16 protein-coding genes are annotated in these 25016 nt (G+C 61.7%); 9 read left to right on the top strand and 7 right to left on the bottom strand.

The window, feature by feature from the left end:
* Positions 1–37: 37 nt before the first annotated feature.
* Together ACYU70_RS09550 and ACYU70_RS09545 are read right to left on the bottom strand one after the other, a co-directional pair.
* Complete coding sequence (locus ACYU70_RS09550) at positions 38–508, bottom strand: MaoC family dehydratase (protein ID WP_342301230.1); 471 nt, start codon at positions 506–508, stop codon at positions 38–40.
* Between the two features lie 156 nt (positions 509–664).
* Complete coding sequence (locus ACYU70_RS09545) at positions 665–1432, bottom strand: DUF4197 domain-containing protein (RefSeq protein ID WP_342301232.1); 768 nt, start codon at positions 1430–1432, stop codon at positions 665–667.
* Between the two features lie 162 nt (positions 1433–1594).
* Here ACYU70_RS09545 and ACYU70_RS09540 point away from each other — a divergent pair, with 162 nt between their 5' ends.
* Entirely contained in the window at positions 1595–2878 is a 1284-nt protein-coding gene (locus tag ACYU70_RS09540; protein WP_342301234.1) for an aminopeptidase, read from the top strand.
* Between the two features lie 95 nt (positions 2879–2973).
* Here ACYU70_RS09540 and ACYU70_RS09535 read toward each other — a convergent pair whose 3' ends face one another.
* The 3 genes from ACYU70_RS09535 to ACYU70_RS09525 all read right to left on the bottom strand — a co-directional run bounded on the left by ACYU70_RS09535 (position 2974) and on the right by ACYU70_RS09525 (position 5924).
* The gene (locus ACYU70_RS09535) at positions 2974–3717 is read right to left on the bottom strand and encodes an SDR family NAD(P)-dependent oxidoreductase (protein ID WP_342301235.1); all 744 of its coding nucleotides are present in this window, start codon (positions 3715–3717) and stop codon (positions 2974–2976) included.
* A 170-nt stretch (positions 3718–3887) separates the two neighbouring features.
* A complete protein-coding gene (locus ACYU70_RS09530; protein ID WP_342301237.1) occupies positions 3888–5207 on the bottom strand; it encodes a family 1 glycosylhydrolase in 1320 nt (439 codons plus the stop codon).
* A gap of 111 nt (positions 5208–5318) precedes the next feature.
* A complete protein-coding gene (locus tag ACYU70_RS09525) occupies positions 5319–5924 on the bottom strand; it encodes a 2,3-bisphosphoglycerate-dependent phosphoglycerate mutase (protein WP_460615973.1) in 606 nt (201 codons plus the stop codon).
* Between the two features lie 102 nt (positions 5925–6026).
* On the opposite strand from ACYU70_RS09525, the gene ACYU70_RS09520 reads away from it, so the two are divergent.
* From ACYU70_RS09520 to ACYU70_RS09505, 4 genes are all read left to right on the top strand, one after another.
* The gene (locus tag ACYU70_RS09520) at positions 6027–6653 is read left to right on the top strand and encodes a bifunctional 4-hydroxy-2-oxoglutarate aldolase/2-dehydro-3-deoxy-phosphogluconate aldolase (protein WP_342301267.1); all 627 of its coding nucleotides are present in this window, start codon (positions 6027–6029) and stop codon (positions 6651–6653) included.
* A gap of 180 nt (positions 6654–6833) precedes the next feature.
* Complete coding sequence (gene dgoD, locus ACYU70_RS09515) at positions 6834–7982, top strand: galactonate dehydratase (protein WP_342301269.1); 1149 nt, start codon at positions 6834–6836, stop codon at positions 7980–7982.
* 164 nt (positions 7983–8146) lie between these two features.
* Entirely contained in the window at positions 8147–9139 is a 993-nt protein-coding gene (locus tag ACYU70_RS09510; RefSeq protein ID WP_342301271.1) for a 2-dehydro-3-deoxygalactonokinase, read from the top strand.
* A gap of 10 nt (positions 9140–9149) precedes the next feature.
* The gene (locus ACYU70_RS09505) at positions 9150–10022 is read left to right on the top strand and encodes an SMP-30/gluconolactonase/LRE family protein (RefSeq protein ID WP_342301273.1); all 873 of its coding nucleotides are present in this window, start codon (positions 9150–9152) and stop codon (positions 10020–10022) included.
* Positions 10023–10077: 55 nt separating this feature from the next.
* On the opposite strand, the gene pbpC is transcribed toward ACYU70_RS09505, so the two are convergent.
* The gene (gene pbpC / locus ACYU70_RS09500) at positions 10078–12360 is read right to left on the bottom strand and encodes a penicillin-binding protein 1C (RefSeq protein WP_342301276.1); all 2283 of its coding nucleotides are present in this window, start codon (positions 12358–12360) and stop codon (positions 10078–10080) included.
* Positions 12361–12655: 295 nt separating this feature from the next.
* On the opposite strand from pbpC, the gene ACYU70_RS09495 reads away from it, so the two are divergent.
* From ACYU70_RS09495 to ACYU70_RS09480, 4 genes are read left to right on the top strand one after another with little or no spacing between them, the layout of a single operon-like run.
* Entirely contained in the window at positions 12656–14116 is a 1461-nt protein-coding gene (locus tag ACYU70_RS09495; RefSeq protein ID WP_342301278.1) for a DUF3375 family protein, read from the top strand.
* A gap of 26 nt (positions 14117–14142) precedes the next feature.
* Positions 14143–14790: a DUF4194 domain-containing protein gene (locus ACYU70_RS09490; protein ID WP_342301280.1), complete on the top strand. Its 648-nt coding sequence runs from the start codon at positions 14143–14145 to the stop codon at positions 14788–14790.
* A 3-nt stretch (positions 14791–14793) separates the two neighbouring features.
* Entirely contained in the window at positions 14794–18216 is a 3423-nt protein-coding gene (locus tag ACYU70_RS09485) for an ATP-binding protein (RefSeq protein WP_342301282.1), read from the top strand.
* Entirely contained in the window at positions 18213–19376 is a 1164-nt protein-coding gene (locus tag ACYU70_RS09480; RefSeq protein WP_342301284.1) for a Wadjet anti-phage system protein JetD domain-containing protein, read from the top strand. Before ACYU70_RS09485 ends, ACYU70_RS09480 begins: the two co-directional genes overlap by 4 nt.
* Before the next feature lie 77 nt (positions 19377–19453).
* Here the strand turns inward: ACYU70_RS09480 and ACYU70_RS09475 are convergent, their stop codons facing one another.
* Positions 19454–24979: an alpha-2-macroglobulin family protein gene (locus ACYU70_RS09475; protein ID WP_460615972.1), complete on the bottom strand. Its 5526-nt coding sequence runs from the start codon at positions 24977–24979 to the stop codon at positions 19454–19456.
* Positions 24980–25016 lie beyond the last annotated feature (37 nt).

The raw sequence follows: 25016 nt of genomic DNA, 5'->3' as shown, positions 1-25016 counted from the left end.
CGACATTCAATAGAAAGTCGCCAAATAATGAGTCAAGCTATTGCTCCTGAAAATGATACAAGAACGTCACCACGCCCGTGTAGGCCGGCTTTTTCACGTTTTCAATTTCCAGGGTGACTTCGATGCGGGTTTTGGCGATGCCGCGCAGGTTGGTTACCGAGAGCATTTTGGCGCGCAGGCGCACGGCGCTGTTTACCGTCACGGCCTGGTTGAAGCGCAGGCTTTCGATTTCGTAGTTCACCTGCATTTTCAGGTTCTCGATGGTCACGATTTGCTGCCAGAGATAGGGCAGCAGCGCCACCGTGAGGTAGCCGTGGGCAATGGTAGCCTTGAATGGCGACTCGGTAGCAGCGCGCTCCGCGTCGGTATGAATCCACTGAAAATCGAGCGTGGCGGCGGCAAATTGGTCAATTTGAGCCTGCGTAATGGTGTGGTATTCGGACACGCCCAGCTCCTGGCCGGTGTGCGCTTCGAGTTCGGCAAGGCTGCCAATGGTGAGGGTGGGCATAAAAAAGTGGCGTACGGTTGCGGATTTAGGGCCGCAAACATACGCCACTCCAATTGGTGTAGGGTGCGGGGCTTGCCCCCGCCCGTCGTTGAACATTCTGTGTAAAAGCCGTTCAATGACGGGCGGGGGCAAGCCCCGCACCCTACTTCATAATACCTAGCTCCGGCTGCCAAACACGCGACGCAGCAGCTCCGTAGTGCGGGCCACCGGGTTTTCGCGGATGTTGGCTTCCTCTTGGGCGATGAGCGTGAACAGGCCGTCCACGGCTTTGCCGGTGGCGTACTGGTTCAGGTCGGGCTGCACTTTCTGCACCAGGGGCAGCTGGTTGTAGGTGGTGGCCAGTTGGGTGTAGTAGCGCGTGGCACCCACCTGGTCGAGGCTTTTCTGCATGATAGGCGAGAAGGCCGAGACGAGCTGCGTGGAAGTGGTGCGCTTCAGAAACTGCGTGGCGGCGTCTTTCTGGCCGGTTAGGATATTCCACACGTCCGAAAACGTGAGGCTTTTGATGGCCGAAATGAAGATGGGCTTGGCGCTGCGGGCGGCGTCCTCCGCGCCCCGGTTCAGGCTCAGCTCGAATTTATCGACCTGACTGCCCAGGCCGATGCTGCGCAGCGTGGTAGCCACGCGCTGGGCATCGGGCGGGAAGGGGATGCGGATGAGGCGGTTGAGGTAAAAACCGTCGGTTTGCGAAGCCTGGTCGGCCCCTTTGCCAATGCCTTGCAGCAACGCTTCCTTGAGGCCATTGGCCGCGTCGGCGTTGCTGAGGCCGCCGATGCTGCCGCTACTTGAGGTGCCGGTGCTGGTGGGCTTTTTGAGGATGTTGGGGAGGTTGATGTTCTTGAGGTCGGGCAGGCGGAACTGGGCCGAGGCGCTGAACGAGCCAGCCAAAAGCAAGAATAGAACGGCCAGGGTGCGGTTTTTCATAGCGGGGAGCGCCGGACGAATGATGTCGGCAAATAGCCTATTGCAACGGCCGTGCCGACTTTTTGGTGCTGGCGCAAGGGCTTCGTGAATTGAATATTTTTTAATTAAATACAAATAATTATAAACTTAATATAATTAAACGTAACATTGACCTGTAAATCGGTGAATCTAACCGCTAGCCGCGCCGGAGCACTGGTCAAATTTCTTACCCATTCAATCCTTGTTGTCATGTTGAAAAAACTTATACCAATGGCTTGCGTTTCGGGCCTGATTTTGTCGTCCGGTTCGGCCTTCGGCCAGAACTACGAGCAGGTGGCCAAACAGATTGTGAATACCTCGGCCGGAGTAAAACCCGGCGAGTCAGTTATCATTTCGGGCGGCCAACACACGCTGCCCCTCATGGAAGCTGTGGCCGTTGAAGTGGCCCGTGCCGGCGGACAGCCCTTGATGTGGGTTCAAACCGACAAGGTGGCGCGCGCCGTTAACATGGAAACGCCCGAAGCGGATATCCAGGCAAGTAAATTCAATAACATGTCGTTGCAGGCAGATGTGCTCATCGGCTTGCCTACAGTTGAAGACGGCCGCGCGGTGATGGCGGGCCTGAGTACGGCCCGCCGAGCCAAATTTGGTCAAGTGGCTGCCGCGTCCGGCTACACGCAGAAACTAGATGCCAGCAAGCAGCGGGGGGTGTATATAACCTATCCAAGCAAGAGTTACGCCGCGTCGCAGCAACTCGACTATGCTGGCTACGAGCAAATGATATGGGGCAGCATAGGAACCGACTACTCGGCTATTGCCGTGCAAGCGGAGCAGATGAAGCAGCTTCTGGCCAACGGTAAAAAAATGCACATTACCTCGCCGGAAGGTACCGACCTGACTGTAGACTTGGCCAGCCGCCCCGTGTTTGCCGATGACGGGGTATTGTCGGCCGCCGACCAGCAGGAGAAACTTATCTACAACCGGACGGCGCGTTTGCCCGGCGGATTACTCTACGGTACCTGCCAGGAAACTTCCGCCACGGGCCGGCTTGCGGTTGCCAACGACAATATTTCCGATGGCAAACCGCTGAAAGCCTTTAAAGCTGACTTGAAGAGCGGTCAGGTTGAAAACGTGCGGGCCGAGGTTGGGGCCGATGCTTTTAAAGAACAAATGGCCGCTTATGGGGCTCCAGGGCTGCAAGTAGACAAGTTTTTCATCGGGCTTAATCCAATGATGAAAACGGATAACGCAAAGGCGTTCTACCCAAACACGGCGGCTGGTATGGTGTACGTGAGCACTGGCAATAATGCCCTGTATGGCGGCCAGAACCAAACGCCGGGTGGCTACAGCTTCCCCATTGCCAACGCCACGGTGGACATTGACGGCAAGGTGATTGTTCGCAACGGTCAGCTTGTATCGCCGGCCATGGCCAGCACCAAGCCCGCGGCGAAGAAGAAAGGCAAATAAACTGCGCTAACGCAACGATGCTTCAAGGGCCAGTCAATGCATAATTGGCTGGCCCTTTTTTGTGCAACATGGTCATGCTACGCATTCTTTTTGGCTTACAGCCGGTCGAGCCGGCCGCCATCCACGCGCACTTCGGCTCCCTGCACGAAGGCGGCATCATCCGAAGCCAGATAGGCGATGATGGCGGCCACGTCCTCGGGCTTGCCCACATCGGCTTTGTCGATGACTTCGACGCCGGATTTTACGTTCGGATTATCCCAGAGCATGGGCGTGTCGATGGCGCCGGGCAAAACGACGTTGGTACGAATGCCCTTAGGCTTGCCTTCGAGCGAAGAGGAGCGGGTGAGCGACAGCATGGCGGCTTTCGCCGCCGCATAAGGCGCTACCAGCGGACTGGTTTCGACGGCGTGAATGCTGGCCACGTTCACGATGCTGCCGCCCGGCTTCATGTGCAGAAAAGCCTGCTTGGTGAAGTAGAATGCACCCAGCAAATCCACGTTCAGGATGCGCAGCCAGTCGTCGCCGGTCAGCTCTTCGAGGGCTTTGAACTGCATGAGGCCGGCGTTATTCACCACCGCATCGAGGCGGCCGAACTGGGCCAGGGTGGCGGCCACGGTGGCTTCCACCTGGGCTTCGATGGCCACGTTGCAGAGGCTGGCCAGCACGTCGGGTGCGCCGGCGGCTTTCACCTCGGGCACGGCGGCGTCGAGGTTGGTTTGGTTGTAATCGGCCAGCACCACGCGGGCACCTTCAGAGGCAAAACGCTTGGCGGCGGCTAAGCCAATGCCGCTGGCACCGCCGGTAATGAGAACGACTTTATCCTGGAAGCGAGGGGACATGGGAAGGAAGAGGGGAAGGGGAAGGGGAAGGGGAAGGGGGGGATGTTGGTTATAATCGGTTGTCATCCTGAGCGCAGCGAAGGACCTTCTCACGCTTGCGCTGATTGGATTACTGCAAGCTGTGCTGGCGTAATAAGGTCCTTCGCTGCGCTCAGGATGACAATTTGGACCTACGCTGCGTCCACATTCGTGGCGTTGGCCTGAGCCGTGGATTTATCCGCATTAGCGGCTTTCACATCGGCTTTTTGCTCTTTGGCCCAGGTTTCGTTGCTTTCCTGGGGCATCACGATTGGCACTTGCAGGCACACGCTTTGGGCGGGCAGCACCTGGCTCCAATCGGTGATGAGCTGTTTGTAGGCCTCGCCCACGGGGCGGATGTTGCGGTCGAGGTCATACAAGCCCACGGGGTTCATGCGGCCGTTGTTTTCGCGCAGGGCGGTGTCCCAGTCCACCTGGTCGGTGAGGGAGTACCAAGTGAAGCCCACCATGGGCACGCCGTCGTTGCGCACGCGCAGCACGTTGGCCCACTCTTTCCAGAGCCAGTTCACGGCTTCGTCACCGTTCTGGCCTTGCCAGATGTTGGTTTCGGTGTGCATCACGGGCAGGCGGTAGCGGTCGTGGTACTGCGTGGTGATGACGTGGTAGCCAAAAATCTCGCCCGAAGCGCGCGTGCTGCCGTCGGCCGATACGCGGTGCTCATTGGTGTAGTAGTAGTCGTTGCCCATGATGCAGTGCCGCTTCATCTTGGTTTTCAGGAAGAAGTGGTACTCCTCGCGGGTCATGCCGTTGTCCATCAGGAATTCGTACATGCTGGAATTCACGCGGCGGCCGTAGTTCAAATCGAGGGACAGGAACCGCTCGGAATTCATGGTTTCGGCGGGGCCGATGGCGGCCGGGTTTTCGGCGTGGAAGTATTCCGACGACTCGCTTTGGATGAATACCGCATCGGGCCGCACTTCCAGAATGGCTTCCATGGCCAGCACGTTGGCCTTCACGATGTACTTGAGGGCCGTTACGAAGGGCTTGTCGCCGCTCAGCTGCTCGTTCCACCAGCCGTAGCGGGCCGAAAACTGCGCGCAGATGTACATCTCGTTCACCGGCGTGTAGAGCTGCACCCACGGAAACCGCTGCGCAAACGCCTTGGCATACTGCGCAAACAGCTCGGGAAAATCAGGGTTCTGGAAGTTGCCAATCCAGTCGGGCACGCCGAAGTGGCACAGGTCGACAATGGGCGCGATGTTGCGCCGCAGCAGGTCCTGAAACGTCACATCGGCAAAACTCCAGTCGTACTTGCCCGGCCCCAGAAACGTGGTGTGAATGGGCGGCCCGTAGCGCAGAAACTTGATGCCCAGCTCATCAACCAGGTCGAAATCCTTCTGCCAGAGCTTGTAGTGGTTACATTTCTCCAGCTCATCCACGCGGTGCTTGCCGTTCTGGATGGTGGGGTTGCTGTTTTCGATGCCGGTGGCGAAAAGGAACTGAGGACCCATGAGTGCGGAAAAGTGGAAACGGAGCCGCCGAGAGAAGGCTTCGGTCAGCTAGTCCTGCTTACTCCTTTCGCCGGGTTCACGTTACGTTCATGGGTACCGGTGCCGGCGCGGCTACAGCGTGCGCAGCTCCAGAATCTTCAGCTGCGCATCAAAATGATAGACGCAAACGCCGCCCGTCACGATTTCCAGCCCCTCAACCTGCTGCGGCGTGAGGTGCTCCAGGTACATGCGCAGCGCCCGCAGCGTGTTGCCGTGCGCCACGATGAGAATGTCCTGTCCGGCCCGCAGCTTTGGGGCGATTTCGGCCTCGAAGAATGTCACCACCCGCGCCTGCGTCTGTTGCAGGCTTTCGCCGCCGGGCGGGGGCACGGCGTAGCTGCGCCGCCAGATATCAATCTGCGCCTGGCCGTATTTCAGGGCCGTTTCGGCCTTGTTGAGGCCTTGCAGGTCGCCGTACATCCGCTCCCGCAACGCCCAAACGTGGTGCACCGGAATGGTGGCCCAGGCCGGCCGCGATACGATGATATCGAGCGTGCGCTCGGCCCGGATGAGGTCGGAGCTATAGGCCGCGTCGAAGTGGTAGCCGCGCAGCTTTTCGGCCACCTGCTGGGCTTCGGCATCGCCTTTGGGGCTGAGGGGCACATCGAGCCAGCCGGTAAAGATATTGGCCAGGTTGGAGGTTGATTCGCCGTGCCGGACGAGCACTAGGTTGGCCATAAGGTTGATTTAAAACGCGCTGAGGCCACCTGGCCTAACCTGCCTGGGCGGTTATACGTTGCCAGCAAGCTGCAATGATGCGGCTGCCCGCCTGAAGCTCCCATGAACCCGCTCGCCCACATTCTCGAACACAAGGTAGTCGCCATCGTGCGTGGTGCCGCCCCCAAAGACCTGCTCCGCATTGCCCAGGCGCTACACGCCGGCGGCGTGCGCGCCATGGAAGTCACGCTGAACTCGCCCGGGGCGCTGGCCTCCATTGGGGAAATTGCCGGGGGCATGGACGATGATTTTCTGGTGGGCGCCGGCACCGTGCTTGACCCCGAATCGGCGCGCGCCGCCCTGCTGGCCGGGGCAAAATTCATCATCTCGCCCACGCTCAACAAGAAAACCATCCGCATGACCAAGCGCTACGGGGCCGTGAGCATCCCCGGGGCCTACACCGCCACCGAGATTCTGAAAGCCTACGAATACGGCGGCGACCTCATCAAGGTATTCCCGGCCGGGGCCGGTGGGGCGAGCTATTTCAAGGACATTGCCGGGCCGCTGCCTTTCATTCCGCTCATGCCCACGGGCGGGGTTTCGCTGGATAATATCAAAGGTTTTGCTGATGCCGGGGCGAAGGCTTTTGGACTTGGCAGCGCGTTGGTGGATACCCGGCAGGCGGTGACGGACGAGAATCTGGCGCAGCTGACGGAGAAGGCGCGGGCGTTTGTGGCGGCCGTGGCGTAGGGTGCGGATAGCGCGGGGCTCTAGCCCCGTGCTGATTATTGGCGGGCCTCTGGCCCGCGGCACCAGCATATTTCATACCGCCCAGCCTGCGACGTTCTGTGGGCCACAGGCCCACTAATACCAGACACGGGGCCGGAGCCCCGCGCCATCAGTATTCATTCTTCCACCCAAGGACACCCCATGAAAATCATCCGCTTCGAACTCTTTCAGGTGCCGCCGCGCTGGCTGTTTCTCAAAATCGAAACCGACACCGGCTTCATCGGCTGGGGCGAGCCGGTGATTGAGGGCAAGGCCGCCACCGTGGCCGCCGCCGTGACGGAACTCATGGAGAACCTCATTGGCAAAGACCCGCTGCACATCGAAGACCATTGGCAGGTGATGTACCGGGGCGGTTTCTACCGGGGCGGGCCGATTCTGATGTCGGCCATCGCGGGCATCGACCAGGCACTGTGGGACATTAAGGGCAAGTACCACGATGCGCCGATTCACCAGCTGCTGGGCGGTCCGGTGCGGGATAAGATGCGCGTCTACTCCTGGATTGGCGGCGACCGGCCCGAGCATGTGGGCGCAGCTGCGGCCGAGATGGTGGCCAAAGGTTTCGACGCCATCAAGATGAACGCCACCGACGAAATGGCTTACGTCGACTCCTATGTGAAGATTGATGCCGTGCTGGCCCGCGTGGCGGCCGTTCGGGCGGCCGGCGGGCCGGGCTTGGGCATCGGCATCGATTTCCACGGGCGGGTGCACAAGACGATGGCCAAAGTGCTGGCCCACGAGCTGGAAACCTACCGCCCGATGTTCATCGAGGAGCCCGTGCTGCCGCAGAACAACGAGGCCCTGCGCGAGATTGCCCGGCACACCAGCATTCCCATTGCCACCGGTGAGCGGATGTTTTCGCGCTGGGATTTCAAGCAGCTACTCATTGATGGCTACGTCGATATTATTCAGCCCGATTTATCGCACGCCGGCGGCATCACCGAGTGCAAGAAAATCATCAGCATGGCCGAGGCGTTCGACGTGGCCGCCGCGCCGCATTGCCCGCTGGGGCCCATTGCGCTGGCCGCCTGCCTGCAGGTGGACGCCACTTGCCACAACGCATTCATTCAGGAGCAGAGCCTGGGGATTCATTACAACAAAGAGAATGATTTGCTCGATTACCTGGTCGATAAGTCGGTGTTTGACTATGAGGCGGGGCATTGCCGGATTCCCGGCGGGCCGGGGCTGGGCATTGAAATCAATGAGGAATACGTGCGTAGCCGAGCGGCTATTGGGCATGACTGGCACAATCCGATTTGGCGAAATGTGGATGGGAGCGTGGCAGAATGGTAGGGGTATTTTGATGAGAATGAAGAAAAGAGAATGGTCATGCTGAGCGCAGTCGAAGCATCTCTACCGCGCAACTAATTCAATTGCTGCAACGAAGCAGTAGAGATGCTTTGACTGCGCTTAGCATGACGGTCTGTTAACTAGATGAGCTAAACACCTTCCCACCAATGACCCCACCCCCCACCTTCCTCAGCTGCGACTGGGGCACCACCGCCTTCCGCCTGCGGCTGGTGGAGCGCGACACCCTGACCATCATCGCCGAGGAAAGCTCGAAGGAGGGTAACGCGGCCACGGCCGAACGCTGGCAGCAGGCCAGGCAGCCGCCCGAGCAGCGCGTGGCGTTTTACCTGAATATCGTGCGGCAGCACATTCAGCGGCTGGAAGCGGCGGCCGAAACCGCGCTGGCGGGCGTGCCAGTGGTGATTTCGGGCATGGCCTCGTCCACAATCGGCATGGCGGAGCTGCCGTATAAGCCGCTGCCCTTCGCGGTGGATGGCTCGGATTTGCTCACCAAAACCATTGGTCCAACGGCGGATTTTCCGCATCCGGTGCTGCTGATTTCGGGAGTGCGAAGCGACGATGACGTGATGCGCGGCGAGGAGGTGCAGCTGGTGGGCTGCGGGTTTGAGAACACGCCCGAGGAGCAGCTTTTCCTGCATCCCGGCACCCACGCCAAGCACGTCACGGTGCAAAATGGCCAGGCCACGGCCCTGAAAACCTACATGACGGGCGAGTTTTTCTCCCTGCTTTCGACCAAAAGTATTCTGGCGGCCTCGGTGGAGGAGGGAGGGAAGCTGGCCGAGGGCCGGCACCAGCAGTGGTTTGCCAAAGGGGTACTGGATGGCCAGCAGGCCAACCTGCTCCACAATGCCTTTCTGGTGCGAACCAACGACTTATTCCAGAAGAACAGCAAGCCGGAAAACTACTTCTATCTGAGCGGCCTGCTCATCGGCAGCGAATGCCACGAACTGCTGGCTCACCTGCCGGCCCGCATCGTGCTGGCCGGCGAGGCCGTGCTGGTGGACCTTTACGGCGCGGCCCTGCGCGTGCTGGGCATCGCCCACAAGTGCCCGGTAACCACCAAAACCGCCCAGGAAACAACCCTGCACGGCCAGCTGGCCGTGCTGAAGCAGCACCTCGCCGCATTGCTCACCACGTAGCCAGACCACCATGCAGGCCGAATCCATCCTTCACGCGCAGGCAGCTTTGGGCGAGGGCGCCCTCTGGAACCCGGAAACGGCCGAGCTGTACTGGGTCGATATCGAAGGCCGGGCGCTGCATATTTTCGACCCCGCCACGGGGCACGACCGCCGCTACCCGGTAGGCAAGCGCATTGGCACGGTGGTGCCCCGGCACGGCGGTCGCGCCCTAGTGGCGCTGCAAACCGGCATCCACGAAATCGACCTGACCACCGGTCTGCTCACCCGCCTCGCCGACCCCGTGACGGACCAGTACCTGCGCTTCAACGACGGCAAGTGCGACCCGGCGGGCCGCTTCTGGGTGGGTACCTTCGACCTGATGCTGCGCCCCCACGCCGGCACCCTCTACCGCTTCGACCCCGACGGCAGCACCCACGCCATGCTGCGCCGCATCACCAATTCCAACGGCATCGCGTGGTCATTGGACCGCCGCACGATGTACTACATCGACACGCCCACCCTCGCCGTGCAGGCTTTTGACTACGACAATGCCACGGGCCACATCGCCAACCCGCGCGTCATCATTCGCATCCCGGAAGGCAGCGGCGGGCCCGATGGCATGACCATCGACGCCGAAGGCCAGCTCTGGGTGGCGCTGTGGGGCGCGGGGCGCGTGCACCGCTACGACCCCGCTACCGGTGCGTTGCTCCAGGTCATCACCGTGCCTGCGCCGTTTACCTCCTCGTGCGCGTTCGGCGGGCCGGGGCTCGAAACCCTATTCATCACCACGGCGCGGGGCGGCCTCACACCGCAGCAGGCAGCCGAATTTCCGCTCAGCGGCGACGTGTTTGCCGTGCGGCCGGGCGTGGCAGGGGTGCCGGCCTGCTTTTTTGGCGAAGCGTAAGGCGGACTTTTAGTCTGCGAATTCAGGTGAGCCACTCGCGGACTAAAAGTCCGCGCTACAACTCCTGCACCTGCAATTGAATGTTCACGTTGCGGCCGTGGTCGTCGGCACAGGAAATCTTTACCGCTCCGCTGGGCGGCCGGAAAAACACCCGCTCAGTAGCCGAAGCCGCACGCAGAAACCGGTCGTTCACGTACCAGAATACCTGGCGTACCTCGCTGCCCGCGGCGCAACTCAGCAGCATCTGCTGCTTGTCGAGACGGTCGAGTACGTACTCGGCGTGGTCGAGCGGAGAGGTGATGGCCAGAGCCGCGCCCGCGCCGCTGTCGGTGGTGCGCACCAGCCGGCAGGCGGGGTTGTGCGGCGGCAGACGTGTACTGGACAGACCCTGAGATTCCCGGAACGCCAGCACTTCGGGCAGCGGGTTGGGGAAGAGCTGGCGCTTGAAGCCCGCCGCCGGCACGCAGGCGCGGCAGTAAGCAATAGTGCCATCGGCCGATACGAGGGCTTCTTTCTGGTGCTCGCAGTGGCGGGCCGAAGAGGTGCCGGGCAGGTAGTAGTCGATGAGCTGATTGGGGCAATGCTCGCCGGGCACGAGGCCGGTTTCGGCGCACACAAGGCGAAAATCGAGGGTGGTGGGCGGCACAGCCCAGCGGTTGGGCGAGTTGTAGGCGAGGGTATTGAAGAGGTCGAAGAGCAGGGGCGAGGCCACGTCGGCCCCGGTGAGGGCGGGGCTGCCCTGCCCGCTGAAATTGCCCACCCACACGCCAATGGTGTAGTCGGCATTATAACCGATGCTCCAGGCATCGCGGCGGCCGTAGCTGGTGCCGGTTTTCCAGGCGATTTTGGGCAGGTGGCGGCTGTTTTGGTAGCCCATCGGCAGGTCGGGGCGGGTGCGCTGGGCGAGGATGTCGGTGATGAGGAAGGCGGCGGCGGGGGATAAGAGAAGGGTTGAGGGTTGAGTTTTGAGGGTTAGGTTTTTTTTCTCAATGGGTGTGGTGTTGTGGAGCGGCTGATAATTTCCACCATTGGCTAGGGCAGCGTACAGGCCCGTCAGCTCCTCCAGCGTGGCCCCGCAGCCGCCCAGAATGGTGCTCAATCCCAGTCTCGGAGCCGCTTTGGCCACGCTTTTAAAGCCAGCCGCCCGCAGATTATCGGTGAAAACGGGCACACCCACATCGGCCAGCACGCGCACGGCTGGGATGTTGAGCGAGTAGGTCAGGGCCCGCTCAACGGTTACTTCGCCGGCGCAGCTTTTGTCGAAATTTTCGGGACGGAAGCCGCTGAAATTGGTGGGCACGTCGGGCAGCTTCAGCTTGGGCGTCACGATGCCTCTATCTACCGCCAGCGCATACAAAAACGGCTTGAGCGCGCTGCCCGGCGAGCGAATGGCCCGCACGCCATCCACCTGCCCGCTACTGGCGGCATCGGTAAAATCGGCGGAGCCTACGTAGGCTTCCACAGCGCGGGTGCGGTTATTCACCACCAGCACGGCGGCCTGCGAAATGCCCAGCTCGCGCAGACGGCGCACGTAGTTTTTGGTCAGGTCCTCGGCTTTGGCCTGGGGGTTGCGCCGGAGTGTGGAGTGGATGATGGGCTGATTCGGAAACTGCGAAACCAGCCGGCGCGCCAGGTGCGGGGCCAGCGTGGGGGCCGCGTGGCGCTGCACGTCCAGCGGCTCATTAATGGCATCTTCAATATCCTGGTTCGGGAACAAATGCTGCTGCTGAAACTGCCGCAGCCAGCGGTTGCGCTCGGCCAGGATTTTATCATTGTTCTTGCCCAAAACCAGCACGCGCGGCTGGTTGGGAATAATGGCCAGCGTCACGGTCTGGGCCAGCGAGAGGTAATCGGGCGGTTGCTGGAAGTAGAGCAGCGCGGCCGATTTCACGCCTTCGATATTGCCGCCGTAGGGCACCAGGTTCAGGTAGAGCTGGAGGATTTCGGCCTTACTGTAGTGGGCTTCCAGCTGCGTGGCTCGCAGCATTTCGAGCAGCTTATTGCCGAAGGTGCGCTCCTTGGGCTCCAGTAGCCGGGCCACCTGCATGGTGATGGTGCTGGCCCCGGTGGTGCGGCCTTTTTTGAAGATGTTCCGGCCAGCGGCCTGCATTATCGCCACGGGGTTTACCCCGAAATGGTAGCGGAAATACCGGTCTTCTTTCTGGATAATGGCTTGCTGTAGTGCCGGTGTTATTTCGGCCAGCTCCGTCTTCATTCGCCACTTCTGCGTGGGGTTCAAGAAGGCGTGGAGCACGCTACCATCGGCCGCCAGCACGATGGGGGAGTAGCGCGGGGCGAGCGGCAGAGGGCAGAGCCAGTCGAGCCCAAACAGTATCAACCCACCAATCAGCAAAGTGCTTAAAAGCCGCAATCCATTACGCCGATTCATAATCAAATATACTTGTGCGCTCAGGCCCTACAGCAGGTAGATATGCCTTCGGCTGATTTTCAGATAATACCTGGTTGCTAAGTCTGTCTCTTGTTCAGTAGGTCGATGGTCTTGCTGACGCTTGTGCTTATCAGCGATGGATTAGATGAGTGTCTGATTTTTTTTGCTAAACCCAGGATATTCCCGCAAATTGCCGGGCTGGTCTAAAATAAATTGTGCTTAACAACGGACCTATCTACCCCTCATGGAGCAAGTGCTGGATTACGCTACCGCGCGCTACCTGCTCAGCGAAAAGCCGGCCCCGGCCATTGCGCTGTTGCGAGGGCAAAAGGATAATCCGGCGTTTACGGTCAGTTTTCTGTACGAGGTTTTTCGGCAGCACCATATCAGCCGGGTGCCGCACGAGCGGCTGTTGGTTCGCCTGGAGCAGCATGTGGAGACGTATGAGCCCGACCATGAGCCCAATCCGCGCCTGCGGGCACAGGAATGGCTCCGGCGCTGGACGGATGAAACCATGCCTCTGCTGGCCCGGCGGCAGGAAGGCGACGGCCAGGTGCACTACGAGCTGACCACGCACAGCGAAATGGTGTTTCGGTGGCTGGCCATGCTGGAAACCCGCACGTTTGTGGGCACCGAGTCCCGGTTCCGAAGCCTGTTTGCGGGCTTGCGGGAGCTGCTGGAGCGCAGCCACGACGACCCCCAGCAGCGCATTCGGGAGCTGGAAGCCCAGCGCCAGCGGCTCGATGAGGAAATTGAGCAGATTCGGGCCACCAACCAGGTGACGCCACTTTCCGATACGCAGGTGCGGGAGCGGTACACCGAGCTGGGCCAAACGGCTGAGCTGCTGCTAGGCGATTTCAAAACCGTGCGGCAGAACTTCCGCGAAATGTCGTTTCGCCTCATGCAGCAGCAGGCCGCTACGCAGCACCGGGGGCAGCTGCTGGGCGGGGCCTTGCAGGAGCGGAAGCATCTGGAGCAGTCGGACCAAGGCCAGAGCTTCCAAGCGTTCTGGCTGTTTCTGCACGAAGACGAGGCCAAGGACGAATGGAGCACGCTGGTGCAAGCCGCGCACGAAGTGTTGCACGCCCGGCAACTGGGGCAGCCGCATCCGCTGCTGGCGCGCCTCAAAGAGCACCTGCATACCGAGGCCGATGTGGTGATTACTGCCAAGCAGGTGCTGGCCGAAAAGCTGCACCGTGCTCTGGCCCAGGAAACCGTGGCCGACCGCCGCCTCACGGCCACGCTGCTCCGCGAAATCCGTGACCTGGCCCGCCGGGCCTCCCCCCAGCCGCCGGATGTGCGCCATTTCATTACTCTGGAAACCGACGAAGCCGCTGTGTACCTGCCCCTGGCACGCCCGCCGCAGTTTGAGCCGCCGCAGGTGGTGGCCTGCGCCCTGCCCAAGCCCGCCACCCGCACTTCCGTGGCCGAACTGTTGGCGACCCTGGGCGAGGAAGCCCCGCCCGTTGATGTCCGCCGCTTGGAGCAGCAATTGGCCGATATGCTATTGCTACGGCCCACGGTGGCGCTGGCGGAAGTGGTGGCCCGGTACGGCCTGCCGCAAGGCTTGCCGGAACTGGTGGCTTACCTGGCCGGCGAAACCCGGCAACCGGCTCACTTCGACCCCGATGCCCCGACCGAATGCCTTGCTTTGCCGGATGCCCGGCGGGTGCGGCTGCCCAAAGTCTACTTCACCGCTTCCTGAATAATTCTATTCCAGACTTTCTACCGATGGCTGCTGATTTCGCCCCGCATGTGCTGCGCCTGTTGCTCGGTGCCGTGTACGACACCGACAAAACCCAGTGGCGCGAGCTGGAACAACTGCAGGTGAGCATCGGCCAGTACCTAGCCAAAATAGGGCTGAAGCTACACCTGGATAAGGACCAGGGCCTGGCCTATGTAACGCAGCCCGCGCCCGACGAAGACGAGTACGACGCCAGCCAACCCGACCTGCCGCGCCTGATGCGCCGCCATCAGTTGTCCTATGAGCTAACCATGCTGTGCGTGGCGCTGCGCTACCACCTCGACCGTTTCGACCAGGCCGCGACCGACGACACGCGCCGCTGCTTCGTGACCCGGGCCGAGCTGCGCCAGCAATTGGAGCTGTTTGCCCGTCCCACTACCGACGAGGCCAAGGCCAGCAAGCAGTTGGATGCCGACCTGAAAACGGCCGAACGACTGGGGTTTTTACGCACCACGGCTCCGGATAAAACCCTGGACCCGGAGCCGCGCTACGAAATCTGCCGCCTGGTAACGGCCCTCATCAGCAACGCAAAGCTGCTGGATGTGCGCGACCAGTTGCGCCAGCACCTGGCCGGCCCCGCCAGTGCTGAGCTACCCGACGAGGAATCGTCCGAACCTGCCTTTCCTTCCCTGTAACCCATGCGCACACTTGACTTTGGCTTCGCAACGGCTCTACCCGGCTTTCGGCTGCACACGTTGGAAATTTATAACTGGGGCACGTTTCACGGGCCGGTGTGGCAGCTTAGCCCCGGCGGAAGCACCACCCTGCTCACGGGTCCCAACGGGGCGGGCAAAACCACGGTGGTTGATGCCCTGGTGACGTTGCTCACACCCCCACAGCACCGGCATTTCAACCAGTCGAGCGGCACGGAGGCCAAGCGTGACCGGAGTATCAAGTCCTACATGGAAGGAGCCTATGGCACCGGTCAGGATGCTGAAACGGGCGACGTAACCGCACAGGTATTGCGGGCCGGCACGGGCTACTACAGCTGGCTGTCGGCCACTTTCCACCACGCCGACCTGGGCCAGACCCTTACCCTAGTGCAGTACCGCCGCTTCCGGCAGGGCGAGCTCGTGACACACTACCTGGTGCTGCCGCGCGCAGTCAGTTTGAAGGCCGATGAGGTATTGCAAGCCCGGTTAGCTGGCGAGCCCGCTGGCTGGCGCACGCATCTGCTGGCTGGGGGCGTTTTCAAGGAAACGCCATCGTTTGAGCAATACGCGGCCGAATGGCAACGGACGGTGGACGTGCGCTCCGACAAGGCCCTGACGCTGTTCAGCAAAACCGTTGGCATGAAAATGCTGGGCAGCCTGGATGAGTTTGTGCGGCGCGAAATGCTCGGCGATGCCGGAGGCGAGGCGGCCTTCCGGGAGCTGTATGACGCCTACCGGCACCTGCTGGAAGTCTACCACCTGCTGCAAAAAGCCGAGCACCAGGTGCGGCTGCTGCAGCCCGTTGTGGACACCGGCCGCGAGTACCAGGCGGCTGAGACCAGCCGCGCTGCGCTGGACGCGGCCATGGCGGCGGTACCCGAAATTTTTGGCCAGCGCAAAATAACCGTGCTGCGCCAGGTGCTGGCCCAAAGCAAGCAGGAAGCCGCCGCCGCTACGGCGCAGCAACAGGCGCTGCACGAGGCCTTGCAAGTGCTGAAGCCGCGCATCAGTCAGCTGGAATTTGAAGTCCGCAATTCTGACGTGGGCCGCAAGCTGGAACTTGTGCGCGAGCAGTTGCGCAGCGCCACCCAGCGCCTGAGCCAAAAGCGCGAATTCCATGAGCAGTATGCCCAACTGGCGCAGCAGGTTGGTCTGAACATGCCCACCACCGCCCCGGAGTTTGAGACGGCCCGCCAGCAGGCCGAGCAACAAGTAGCCGCATCGAAAGCCACCGAAGAGGAACTCGAAACTGACCTGGCCGGCCAGCTGGGCCGGCAACAAACTGCCCAGCAGCAGCGCGAGCAAGGCGAGAAAGACCTGGAGGCCCTCCGCGAGCAGCGCACCCTGATTCCGCGGGAAATGACGGCCCTGCGCCAGCGCCTGTGCCAAACGCTGGACATCAGCCCGGCGCAGATTCCGTTCATCGGCGAGCTGCTGCAGGTGAAAGCCGAGGCTGCCGAATGGCGGCCCGCCATCGAAAAATTGTTGCACGGCGTGGGCCTGCAATTGCTGGTGCCCACCGCGCTGGCTGCCCGCATCAACCGGTACGTGCACGAAACCGACCTGGGCGGCCGGCTGGTGTACCACCGCGTAGAGCCCGGCCAGGGGCTGGTCAGTGGGGAATTGGGGGCCGACTCGCTGCTCCACAAGCTGGATATTGCAGAGAGGCGACCATTTGATGTGTGGCTGCGGACGCACCTATACCAACACTACAACTACTGCTGCACCGATGATTTGGCGCGTTTTGAGGACGGTGCGGAGCCCCTGGTGCTCACCAGCGCGGGCCTGACGCGCACCCGCCACCGCCACGAAAAGGACGACCGTCCGGGCAAAACCGGCCCACGCCACTACGTGCTGGGCTGGGACAACCAGGCAAAAATAACCGCGCTGGATAACGAGCTGCGCGAACTGCGACAGCGGGAAAATGCCGCCGCCCAAGCCATCGGGCGCATCCGCGAAGCCCGGGGGCAGCTTCGCAAAAAGCAGGAGCAGCTTGGACTGCTACTCCGCGTCAAATCATTTGAGGAGCTGGATTGGGCCACCGAAAAGACACACCACCAACAGCTAACCCAGCAGCAGGAGCAGCTCCAGCACCAGCGCGACAACGACGAAGCGCTACGCCGGACGCAGGCGCAGCTAGTAGCCGCCCGCGCCGAAGAAGCCCAGGTGCTGGCTGATAAAACCCAGGTCGATAAATTATTGGGGGGACTGGAAAACGATGTTCAGCGACTGACTGGCCAGCTGCAAAGCGAAACCGACGCTTGGCCCAACACGCCTAGCCCGGTGCCCGCCGGCCTGTGGCTGGCCGCTCCGCTGCCGGACCCCGCCACCGTAGAAGAAGCCGACCACCAGCGCGCCACCACGGAAAGCCAGCTGCGCACTCGCCACGCCGGCCACGCCGGACAGGTTCAAAAGCTGCTGCCCCGCTTGGTCAACCAGATGAATCAGTTTCGCAAGCCCAACCAGCTACCCGAAGCCTATGCTGCGCAGTGGCACGCCGAATGCGCCAACCTGCTGGCTAATCCCGATAGTCTGGGCGACTACGAACTGTTGTACCAGCGCCTGAGCGTCGAAAACCTGCCCCAATACCAGCAGCAGTTCCAGAAACACCTGACGACAGATGTCCTGCAGTTCGTGTTCAAATTCCGCAAGACGCTGGCGGAGCAGCTGCGGGATGTTCGGGGCAGCATTGGCGAGCTGAACGAAGCGTTGGTGAGCATCGATTTCAGCCAGCAGCCGCGCGCCTATATTCGCCTCACGGCCACCGACGTGCGCGACGGGGCCGCGCAAGGCATCGCCGCGTTTCGCGCCCGCCTGCACCAGGCCGTGCCCAACCAGGAGCTACTGGCCTCGCGCGACCCGCAGCAAGCCCTGATTGCCTTCGAAAACCTCCGAACCCTGCTCGATGAGCTGCACCGCGACGACACCATGCGCCGCAAGGTGCTGGACGTGCGCAACTGGCTGCAATTCGGGGCCGAAGAAGTGGCCCGCGAAACGGGGCAGGTCATCAACGTGTATTCCAATTCGGGCGGGCGCTCGGGCGGCGAGAAGGCCAAGTTGGCCTACACCGTGCTGGCCGCCGCCATCGCCTACCAGTACAATGCCCTGAAGCCCGGCCGCCACCAGCCCTCGTTCCGCTTCGTGGTCATCGACGAAACCTTTAGCAAAAGCGACGCCGCCAACTCGACCTACGCCCTGAAGCTCTTTGCGCAGCTCGGCCTGCAGCTGATGATTGTGACGCCGCTCGACAACATTCCCCTGGCCGCCCCTTTCATCGAGCACCTGCACCTGGTGCGCCGCCGGCCCACTTTCGAGTCGGAAGTGTGGGACCTGACGCTGGAGCAGTATCAGCAGCGCCACGCCGCCCCGGCGGCCGTTGCCACTGGCGAAGTGCCCGCTAACGCATGATTACGCCGGAAGAGATAGGCGCGAAAGCTCGCCGCTATTATCCACGCCTGCTGCAGGCATGGCTGGCCGATACGCTGCCCGCGCAGTTCCCGTTGGTGATAGCCGGCAACAAAGGCAGCCTGACCACCGAGCCCGCCCAACGCACGCAGCAGCTGCAAGCCCTGCGCGCCGGCTCCCTCGAGGGCCGGGGCTTTGGCTACGTGGTGCACTGGGCCACGGTGCGCTCGCCCCGGCACGGCGAGCAGGGCGTGCCCGTCCGAATCCAGCTGGAAACGCTGGAGGATTACCTGCGCCTCTGTGGCCTGGCCGCAGATTTTGCCTGCTTTCAGGCGCAAGCCGACCTCATTCGGCAGCAACTGCCGGCCCTGACCGGCTGGTTGGAACTGCATCCTGAACGGGTAACCCCGCATACCGGATACTGGCCGGAACTGCTGGCCGTCTGCCAGTTCTTCCTGGCAAATCCACGGCCCAACCTGTACGCCCGCCAGGTGCCCGGCGTGCACAGCAAATTCGTGGAGCAGCACAGCGGCATTCTCAGCAGCTTACTGAGCTACTTGTTGCCCCCCGAGCAGCAGGAGCCGACCACCGATTTTGCCACCCGCTTCGGCCTGCGAACCGATGCGGCCGCCGTCCGTTTCCGGCTATTGGATGAAATGCTGGCCGCCGCTTTTGGCGGCCTTGCCGACCTCACCATTCCACAACCGGATTTTGAGCGCCTGACTTTGCCCATGCAGCCCGGATTGAAAGTGCTGGTAGTCGAGAACAAACTCACTTTTCTGACTTTGCCCCCATTGCCTGCCACCCTGGCAATCTGGGGCAGTGGCTACGCCGTGGAGCGCCTGCGCCATTGCCACTGGCTACACCACCTGCCGCTGTGGTACTGGGGCGACCTGGACCTGCACGGCCTGCGCATTCTGACGCAGTTGCGCAGCTATTTTCCGCAAGCCCGGTCGGTGCTCATGGATGCGAAGACGTACCATGACCACGAGCGTTTTGCCCATGCCGGCACCATTCCATCCCAAATCAACTTTGAGCTGCTGACTCCGGGTGAGGAAAAGCTCTATCAGCTGCTAATTAGCAAGCCAGCGCAAAACCGCTTGGAACAGGAGCATATTTCAGATGCCTATCTGATGAATGTTCTGCAATCAAAATTGAGTTGAGATTAGCCTGCCGATGATTGTTAAAACCAGAGGAATGGTCATACAGCATTGCGCGCTGCACGACCGTTCTTTTGATTTTACCGCACCCGCACCACGCCAGCTCCATTGTAGCTGTGGTAGTCCGCGTTGTACATCGCATCGGCATTCACCGGCCCCAGCTTGAATGTACCTTTTGACACCGCGCGGCATAGGTAATAAAAATGCTTCGGCGCGCCCGTGGCGGTGGTGAACATGTTAATCCGGTCATCCCGCACGTCCAGATAGTCAGGCGTACTGGCATCCTTCGCCCAGGACAATTCCCGCAACGCGCCAATGCGCGGGTTCTCAATTTCCAACCCAGCTGGCAGCAAATCCGTGATGGCGACGTTCTTTATCTCGCCGGCCGCGTCGCCGGCTTCGATGGAAATTCTCACCACCACCAAATCGTTCTGGCGGAAGCTGGGGGTGCCCAGCGGCACGCCGTCGCGGTTCAGGAACTGGCGGCGGACTTTCAGGTAGGTGTCTTCTTCCTTCACCTGGCCGCTGGCCGAGATGCCTTCGGTTTCCCAGAAGTAGTAGAGGCTGCCTTTGCCGGCGGTGCGGATGCTCACGTTGCGGTTGGCTACGTTGCGGATTGTGAGGTCTTTGCCATCGAAGCCGCCTGCCGGTTTGCCGTCGATGGTGAGGGTGGCGGTGGCGGTGCTGCGGGCGTTCTGGCGGGCTATTTTGCCGAGGGCGAGCAGGGCGAAGGATTCTTCCTGGGTGCTGAGCCAGGGCGATGCTTTTAGCTGGCGGCTGAGCTGGCGGGCGATGCCGGGGATTTGCGGATTGTTGGGGTCGGTGCTGACGAGGGCGTTGAGGATGAGGCCTTCGTCGCGGATGGGGGAGTAGAACGAGCCATCGAGGGCGCGCCGGGTCGCTCGCTCGCTGCCGAATTTGGTCGGCAGCAACTCGCGGAAGGCGCGCTGGTTGCCGAGCAGGCTCTGGGTGCAGGCGAGGAGGAACCGGGAGTCCTCGGTGAGCAGGGGGCGGTTGGCGCGGTAGTAATTCATGGCCACGGGGTCTTGGCGGCCGGCCAGGGCGAGGACGTAGAGCGAGTAGGCGATTTCCTTGCTGGCTATCGTGCGCTGGCGGGCAATGTTGCTGACGTCGAAGTACTGGTAGGGCTCGGTTTCGCGCTTTTTGAGGCGGAAGGCCAGGTATTTCAGCACCTTGTCGAGCACGGATTTATTCACCGCGAAGCCGGCTTGCTGGGCTTCCTGCAGAAAATGGGCGGCGTAGGCGGTGGCCCACCAGTTGTCGTAGTCGCCGCCCGGCCAGTAGCTCAGGCTGCCGTTGTAGAGCTGCATCGCCTCAATCTTGCGGATGGCTTCCTGCACGTGGTAGTTCGGATTGTAGCGCTGGGCCTTGGCGGCGGCCCCGGTTTTCTGCTGCAAAGTGGCCGCCAAATCGGCGTAGTAGAGCTGCGGGAAGGCGGCCGACACGGTTTGCTCCAGGCAGCCGTAGGGGTATTGCAGCAGGTAGCGCAAATCCTTGCTGAACTCCGTGAGCGGCGAGCGGCTCACGACAAGCCGACTGCTGAGCGAGGTGGGCAGGAAATCGGTTTTCAGGTTGAGCGGGAGCGTGGCCCCGTCGGCAATCACGCCGCTGCCAGTGCGCTTTTCGAGCGAGGCGGCGGGGCGAATTGGGAGTTCGACAGTTTCAGTGAGGCTTTCCGTTTTTCCAGCCCCACCAATATCTACAATGGTTTTCAGTTCTGCATTTCCGATAGTCTTTGCTACCAGCTTTACAGATATCCTCTTTTCCGACTGCTTTTTCAATTCATAAAAAGGCGTCCCCTTATTATCTAAAATCAATGGGAGCACCGGCGTCAGCCCTTTCATCTGTTGAATGAAGGGGACGGTTATTGATTTATTCGTAGTGTTAGTCAGTGTTATAACTGCATCAATCGTGTCGCCGGGGCTCATAAACCGCGGCAGCGCCGTGGAAATCACCACCGGGTCGGCCACCTTCATCGTGAATTCGGCCGAGCCGAAGGCATCGTCTTTGTAGGCTACGGCCATGATGCGGAGCGCCCCGCTGAACTGCGGCACGCGCACCCGGTAGCGCACTTTGCCGTCGCCGTCGGCGGTGAGCACGCCGCTCCATTTCGAAACCAGTTTCACGCGGCGGTTGGGCACGGGGTTGGTGCGGTTGCGCATGTCGGCCGCGTCGCCGCCGCTGCTGCTGGTGCCGAGCTCGGGCAGCAGGAAGGGGTACACGTCGAAGGCCGATACTTCGAGGGCGCGCTTCTGGTAGAAGTAGGCGTGCGGGTCGGGCGTCTGGTAGTTTTTGAGCTGCAGAATGCCTTCGTCCACCACGGCCAGGGTGAGCTGGGCGCTGGGCGCGGTGGTGATTTCCACGGTTTGCCAGGTCTGGGAGCGGCTGGCGGCGGGCGCGGCAATGGCCACGGCGAGGCGCGAATCGGCCTTTTCCACGGTCAGGGGCAGGAAGCCGCGGGCCACGGTGAGGGGCAGGCGGTCCTGGGCGGTGTGGGCGCGCACGGCGGTGGCGGTCACGTACACGTTGGGCACATGCTCGGCTTTGATGGGGATTTTGACCTCGGCCGCCTTGCCGTCGGTGGTCACGTAGAAATGGTCGAGCACGTTGGCCCGCTCCACCGTCACCAGAATGCGGCCGGCGAAGGGCGATTTCAGCAGCAGGTTGGCCGTTTCGCCGGGCGCGTACTTGGGCTTGTCGGCCTCAATGGTCACCTCGCCCTCGTTGTTCACCTCGAAGGAATTGGCCTGGGTATCGCCGTAGCCGTAGGCGTAAAACCGCTGCGTAACGTAGCTGCTGGCGCCCGGCCGGCTCACGCGCACCTCGTATTCGCCCGAGTAGATGGGGGTGAAGCTGAAGCTGGTGGCCGCCCGGATGGAGCGCGTCTGGCGGAGAATGGTTTGCTCGCGCTGCTGCGAATTGTAGACGTAGCGGCCGCCCTGGCGCTCCAATACGGTTTCCCAGAGCAGGCGCACCACTTTGATTTCGGCCGGCGCGAGGGCCGGCTGGCCGTTGGGGGAGAGGGCCAGCAGCTTCACGGTGAGGGGCTGTTTGGTGCTGATGAGGTCGGGCAAAGTGCCGATGCCGAACATCGTGGACTGGGTTTGCACGTCGAAGGTGGCGAGGCGGTTCACGGGCCGGCCGGTTTCGTCGAACACCGTGGCGAAGGCCACGCCTTCCAGCGTGCCGAGGTCGTGGTAGCCGGGCACGGTGTAGGCGGCGGTGCCGTGGCCGGCGGCATCGGTGGTGCCTTCGCGCACGGTTTTCTCGAAGCGGGCGGTGAGGGCGCTTTCGCTGCTGGTTTCGCCGTCCTCGTTGGTGCTGCGCCGCCGCTCACCGCTGTTGATGGTGAAGTTATAGCCGTCGTAGCCCTTGGGGGCGAAGGCCTTTTGCTTGAGCGAGAATTCGACCTCAAACTTGCGGTCGGCGGCGGGCGGGCCGAAGAGGTTCACGGCCGTGATGCTGGCCGTCACGTCCTGGCCCGGTTTTACGGTTTTGGGGGCGGCCGTCACGGTCACCTTCAGGCGGTCGGGGATGAATTCTTCGACGCTGATTTGGCGCGAGGTCAGCAGCACTTCGTTGCCGGTCAGCACCTCCATCGTGTAGAGGCCCGTCATGATGGTGGGCGGCAGAATGAAGCGGCTTTCGAAGCTGCCCGCCGCGCTTAGTTTCTGCTGCAGGCTGCTGTATTCCTTGCCGCTGGGCAGCAGCAAGCGGATTTTCATCGGCAGGCCCGAGGGCGGATTTTTCCAGTCCTCGGTGCGGATGACGGTGTTGGTCCGCACCGTGTCGCCGGGCCGGTACAGGTTGCGGTCGCCGTACAGAAACGCCTGGTAATGCGCCGCGTTCGAGGTCAGCCCGCCCACCTCAAACCGCGAGGTTTCGACCCGGCTTTTGGTCAAATCCAGAAAGGAGAAATCAGCCTCCTTCACGGCCGTAATCATGCCCAGCGTGAAGCGCTTCATGCTGGCCGCCGAATCGAACTGCGCCACGCCGGATTTGTCGGTCGTGGTCGTGCCAATCACCTGATTATTCGAACTCACGAGGTTCACCGTAACGCCCGCCAGCGGCTCGGCCGTGCGGATGGAATTGGCAAAAACGACTGTGCCGCCCGTTGCGCCCTGCTTCACGATGAGGCCCAGGTCCGTCACGGCCACCAGCTTGCTCACCTGCAGCCACTGCCGCTCGGTATCCTGCACCCGAATGACGTACAGGCCCTTCATCGGCCCCTGAAATTCGAGGTCTTTCAGGTTGAGATTGAGCAGGCGCATGCCATTTTCCTTCGCTAAGCCATCCACGGAAATGGTGCGCTCCGACAGCACGTTGCCGATGTTCTCGGTGTCGTAATACTGGAAGCTGCGGTCGATGTAGTCGCCGTTTTCGTCGGTGTTCGATTCGCGGGGTTCGTCCTCGTCGTACTCGGGGTAGCCGTACTGCTTTTCGCCGCGTAGCAACTGCTGGATGTTGTTGGCGTAGACCTTGGCAATGGTCACCTTCACCTTGGCCACTTCGTTGATGCGCAGGCCCAGATTCCGGTTCCCCAGCGCATCGAGGTACATTGCCTTGTCGCTGCTGGTGAAGCTCAGACTCGGCCGCTCATCCCCAAAGGAAACGGCCTGGCTGAACGCCTCGCCCAGACTGCCACCCAGCAGCCCGCGTGTGCCGGCGGCCAGCGAAACCTGGTAGGTTTTGCCCACCTCAAACCCGCCGCGCAAGGCAAAGCCGCTTTCCAGCGCCTCCACCGAAAAGGCCACGGCGGGCGTCACCTTCAGATTGGACTGCACGTCGGCGGCGCTCACAGGCTGGTTGAGCAGCAGCGTCACCACGGGCTGGCCGTTGAGCAGGGAGCCGGTCAGCTCGCGCACTTCCAGCGTGCTTTGGTCGGGGATTTCGGCCTGGGCGGTGAGGACTTTCTCGGTGGCCTTGGTACCGGCCGCCGGGCGCAGGCCGGGTGCAATGTCAATCTGCACGGGCGTGCCTGCCTGCACGTCCTGCATAAACGTCACGGCCACCAGCGCATCCGACTCGGCCGAGTTCACTTCCACCGCCACGGGCTTGCCGCCCTGCGTCACCTTCAGGCGCGACTTCACATCAGAAGGCCGCACGGGGTAATTAAAAACCAGATTAGCGCGCAATTCCGCCGTGCCCGCCGCCCGCTTCGAGCTGCCGTAGAACACCTGCGGCGCGGCCATATCCAGATACGGCGTGTGGAATTTGGGCCGGTTCAGGGCCAGTTTCTGCTTGCCGCTGGGCAGCGTTTCGGGCCGCAGCGAGGCCGAGAAAACGGTGCTGGGCCGGAAGGGCTCCAGCGGCGAGAAGGTCAGCTCCCGGTCACCCGTCCACTTAAACTTGCCGCGGATGTTGGGTGAGAACGTGACGTAGCGCGTGGTGTCCCAGCGGTTTTGCTTGGCCTCATCCACCACCTTTTCATCAAAGGTGAAAACCAGATTGGAGTACGGGTCGATTTCGTCGCCGTCGGTAGTCGCGGCCGTTTCGGCGGCTTGCTCCTGGGCGGTTTTTTTTGAGCACGACGAAGCCGCCAGCAGCATCAGCAGCAGGGGCAAAAAGCGGTAACGGGCCAGCATGGGGAGGGGTGTGGGGGAAAGCCGTGGGGAAGGTAGC

The organism is Hymenobacter segetis (genome assembly GCF_054776495.1).
The sequence above is the reverse complement of the archived record's forward strand: the minus strand, read 5'-3'. Positions and strand labels throughout refer to the sequence as shown.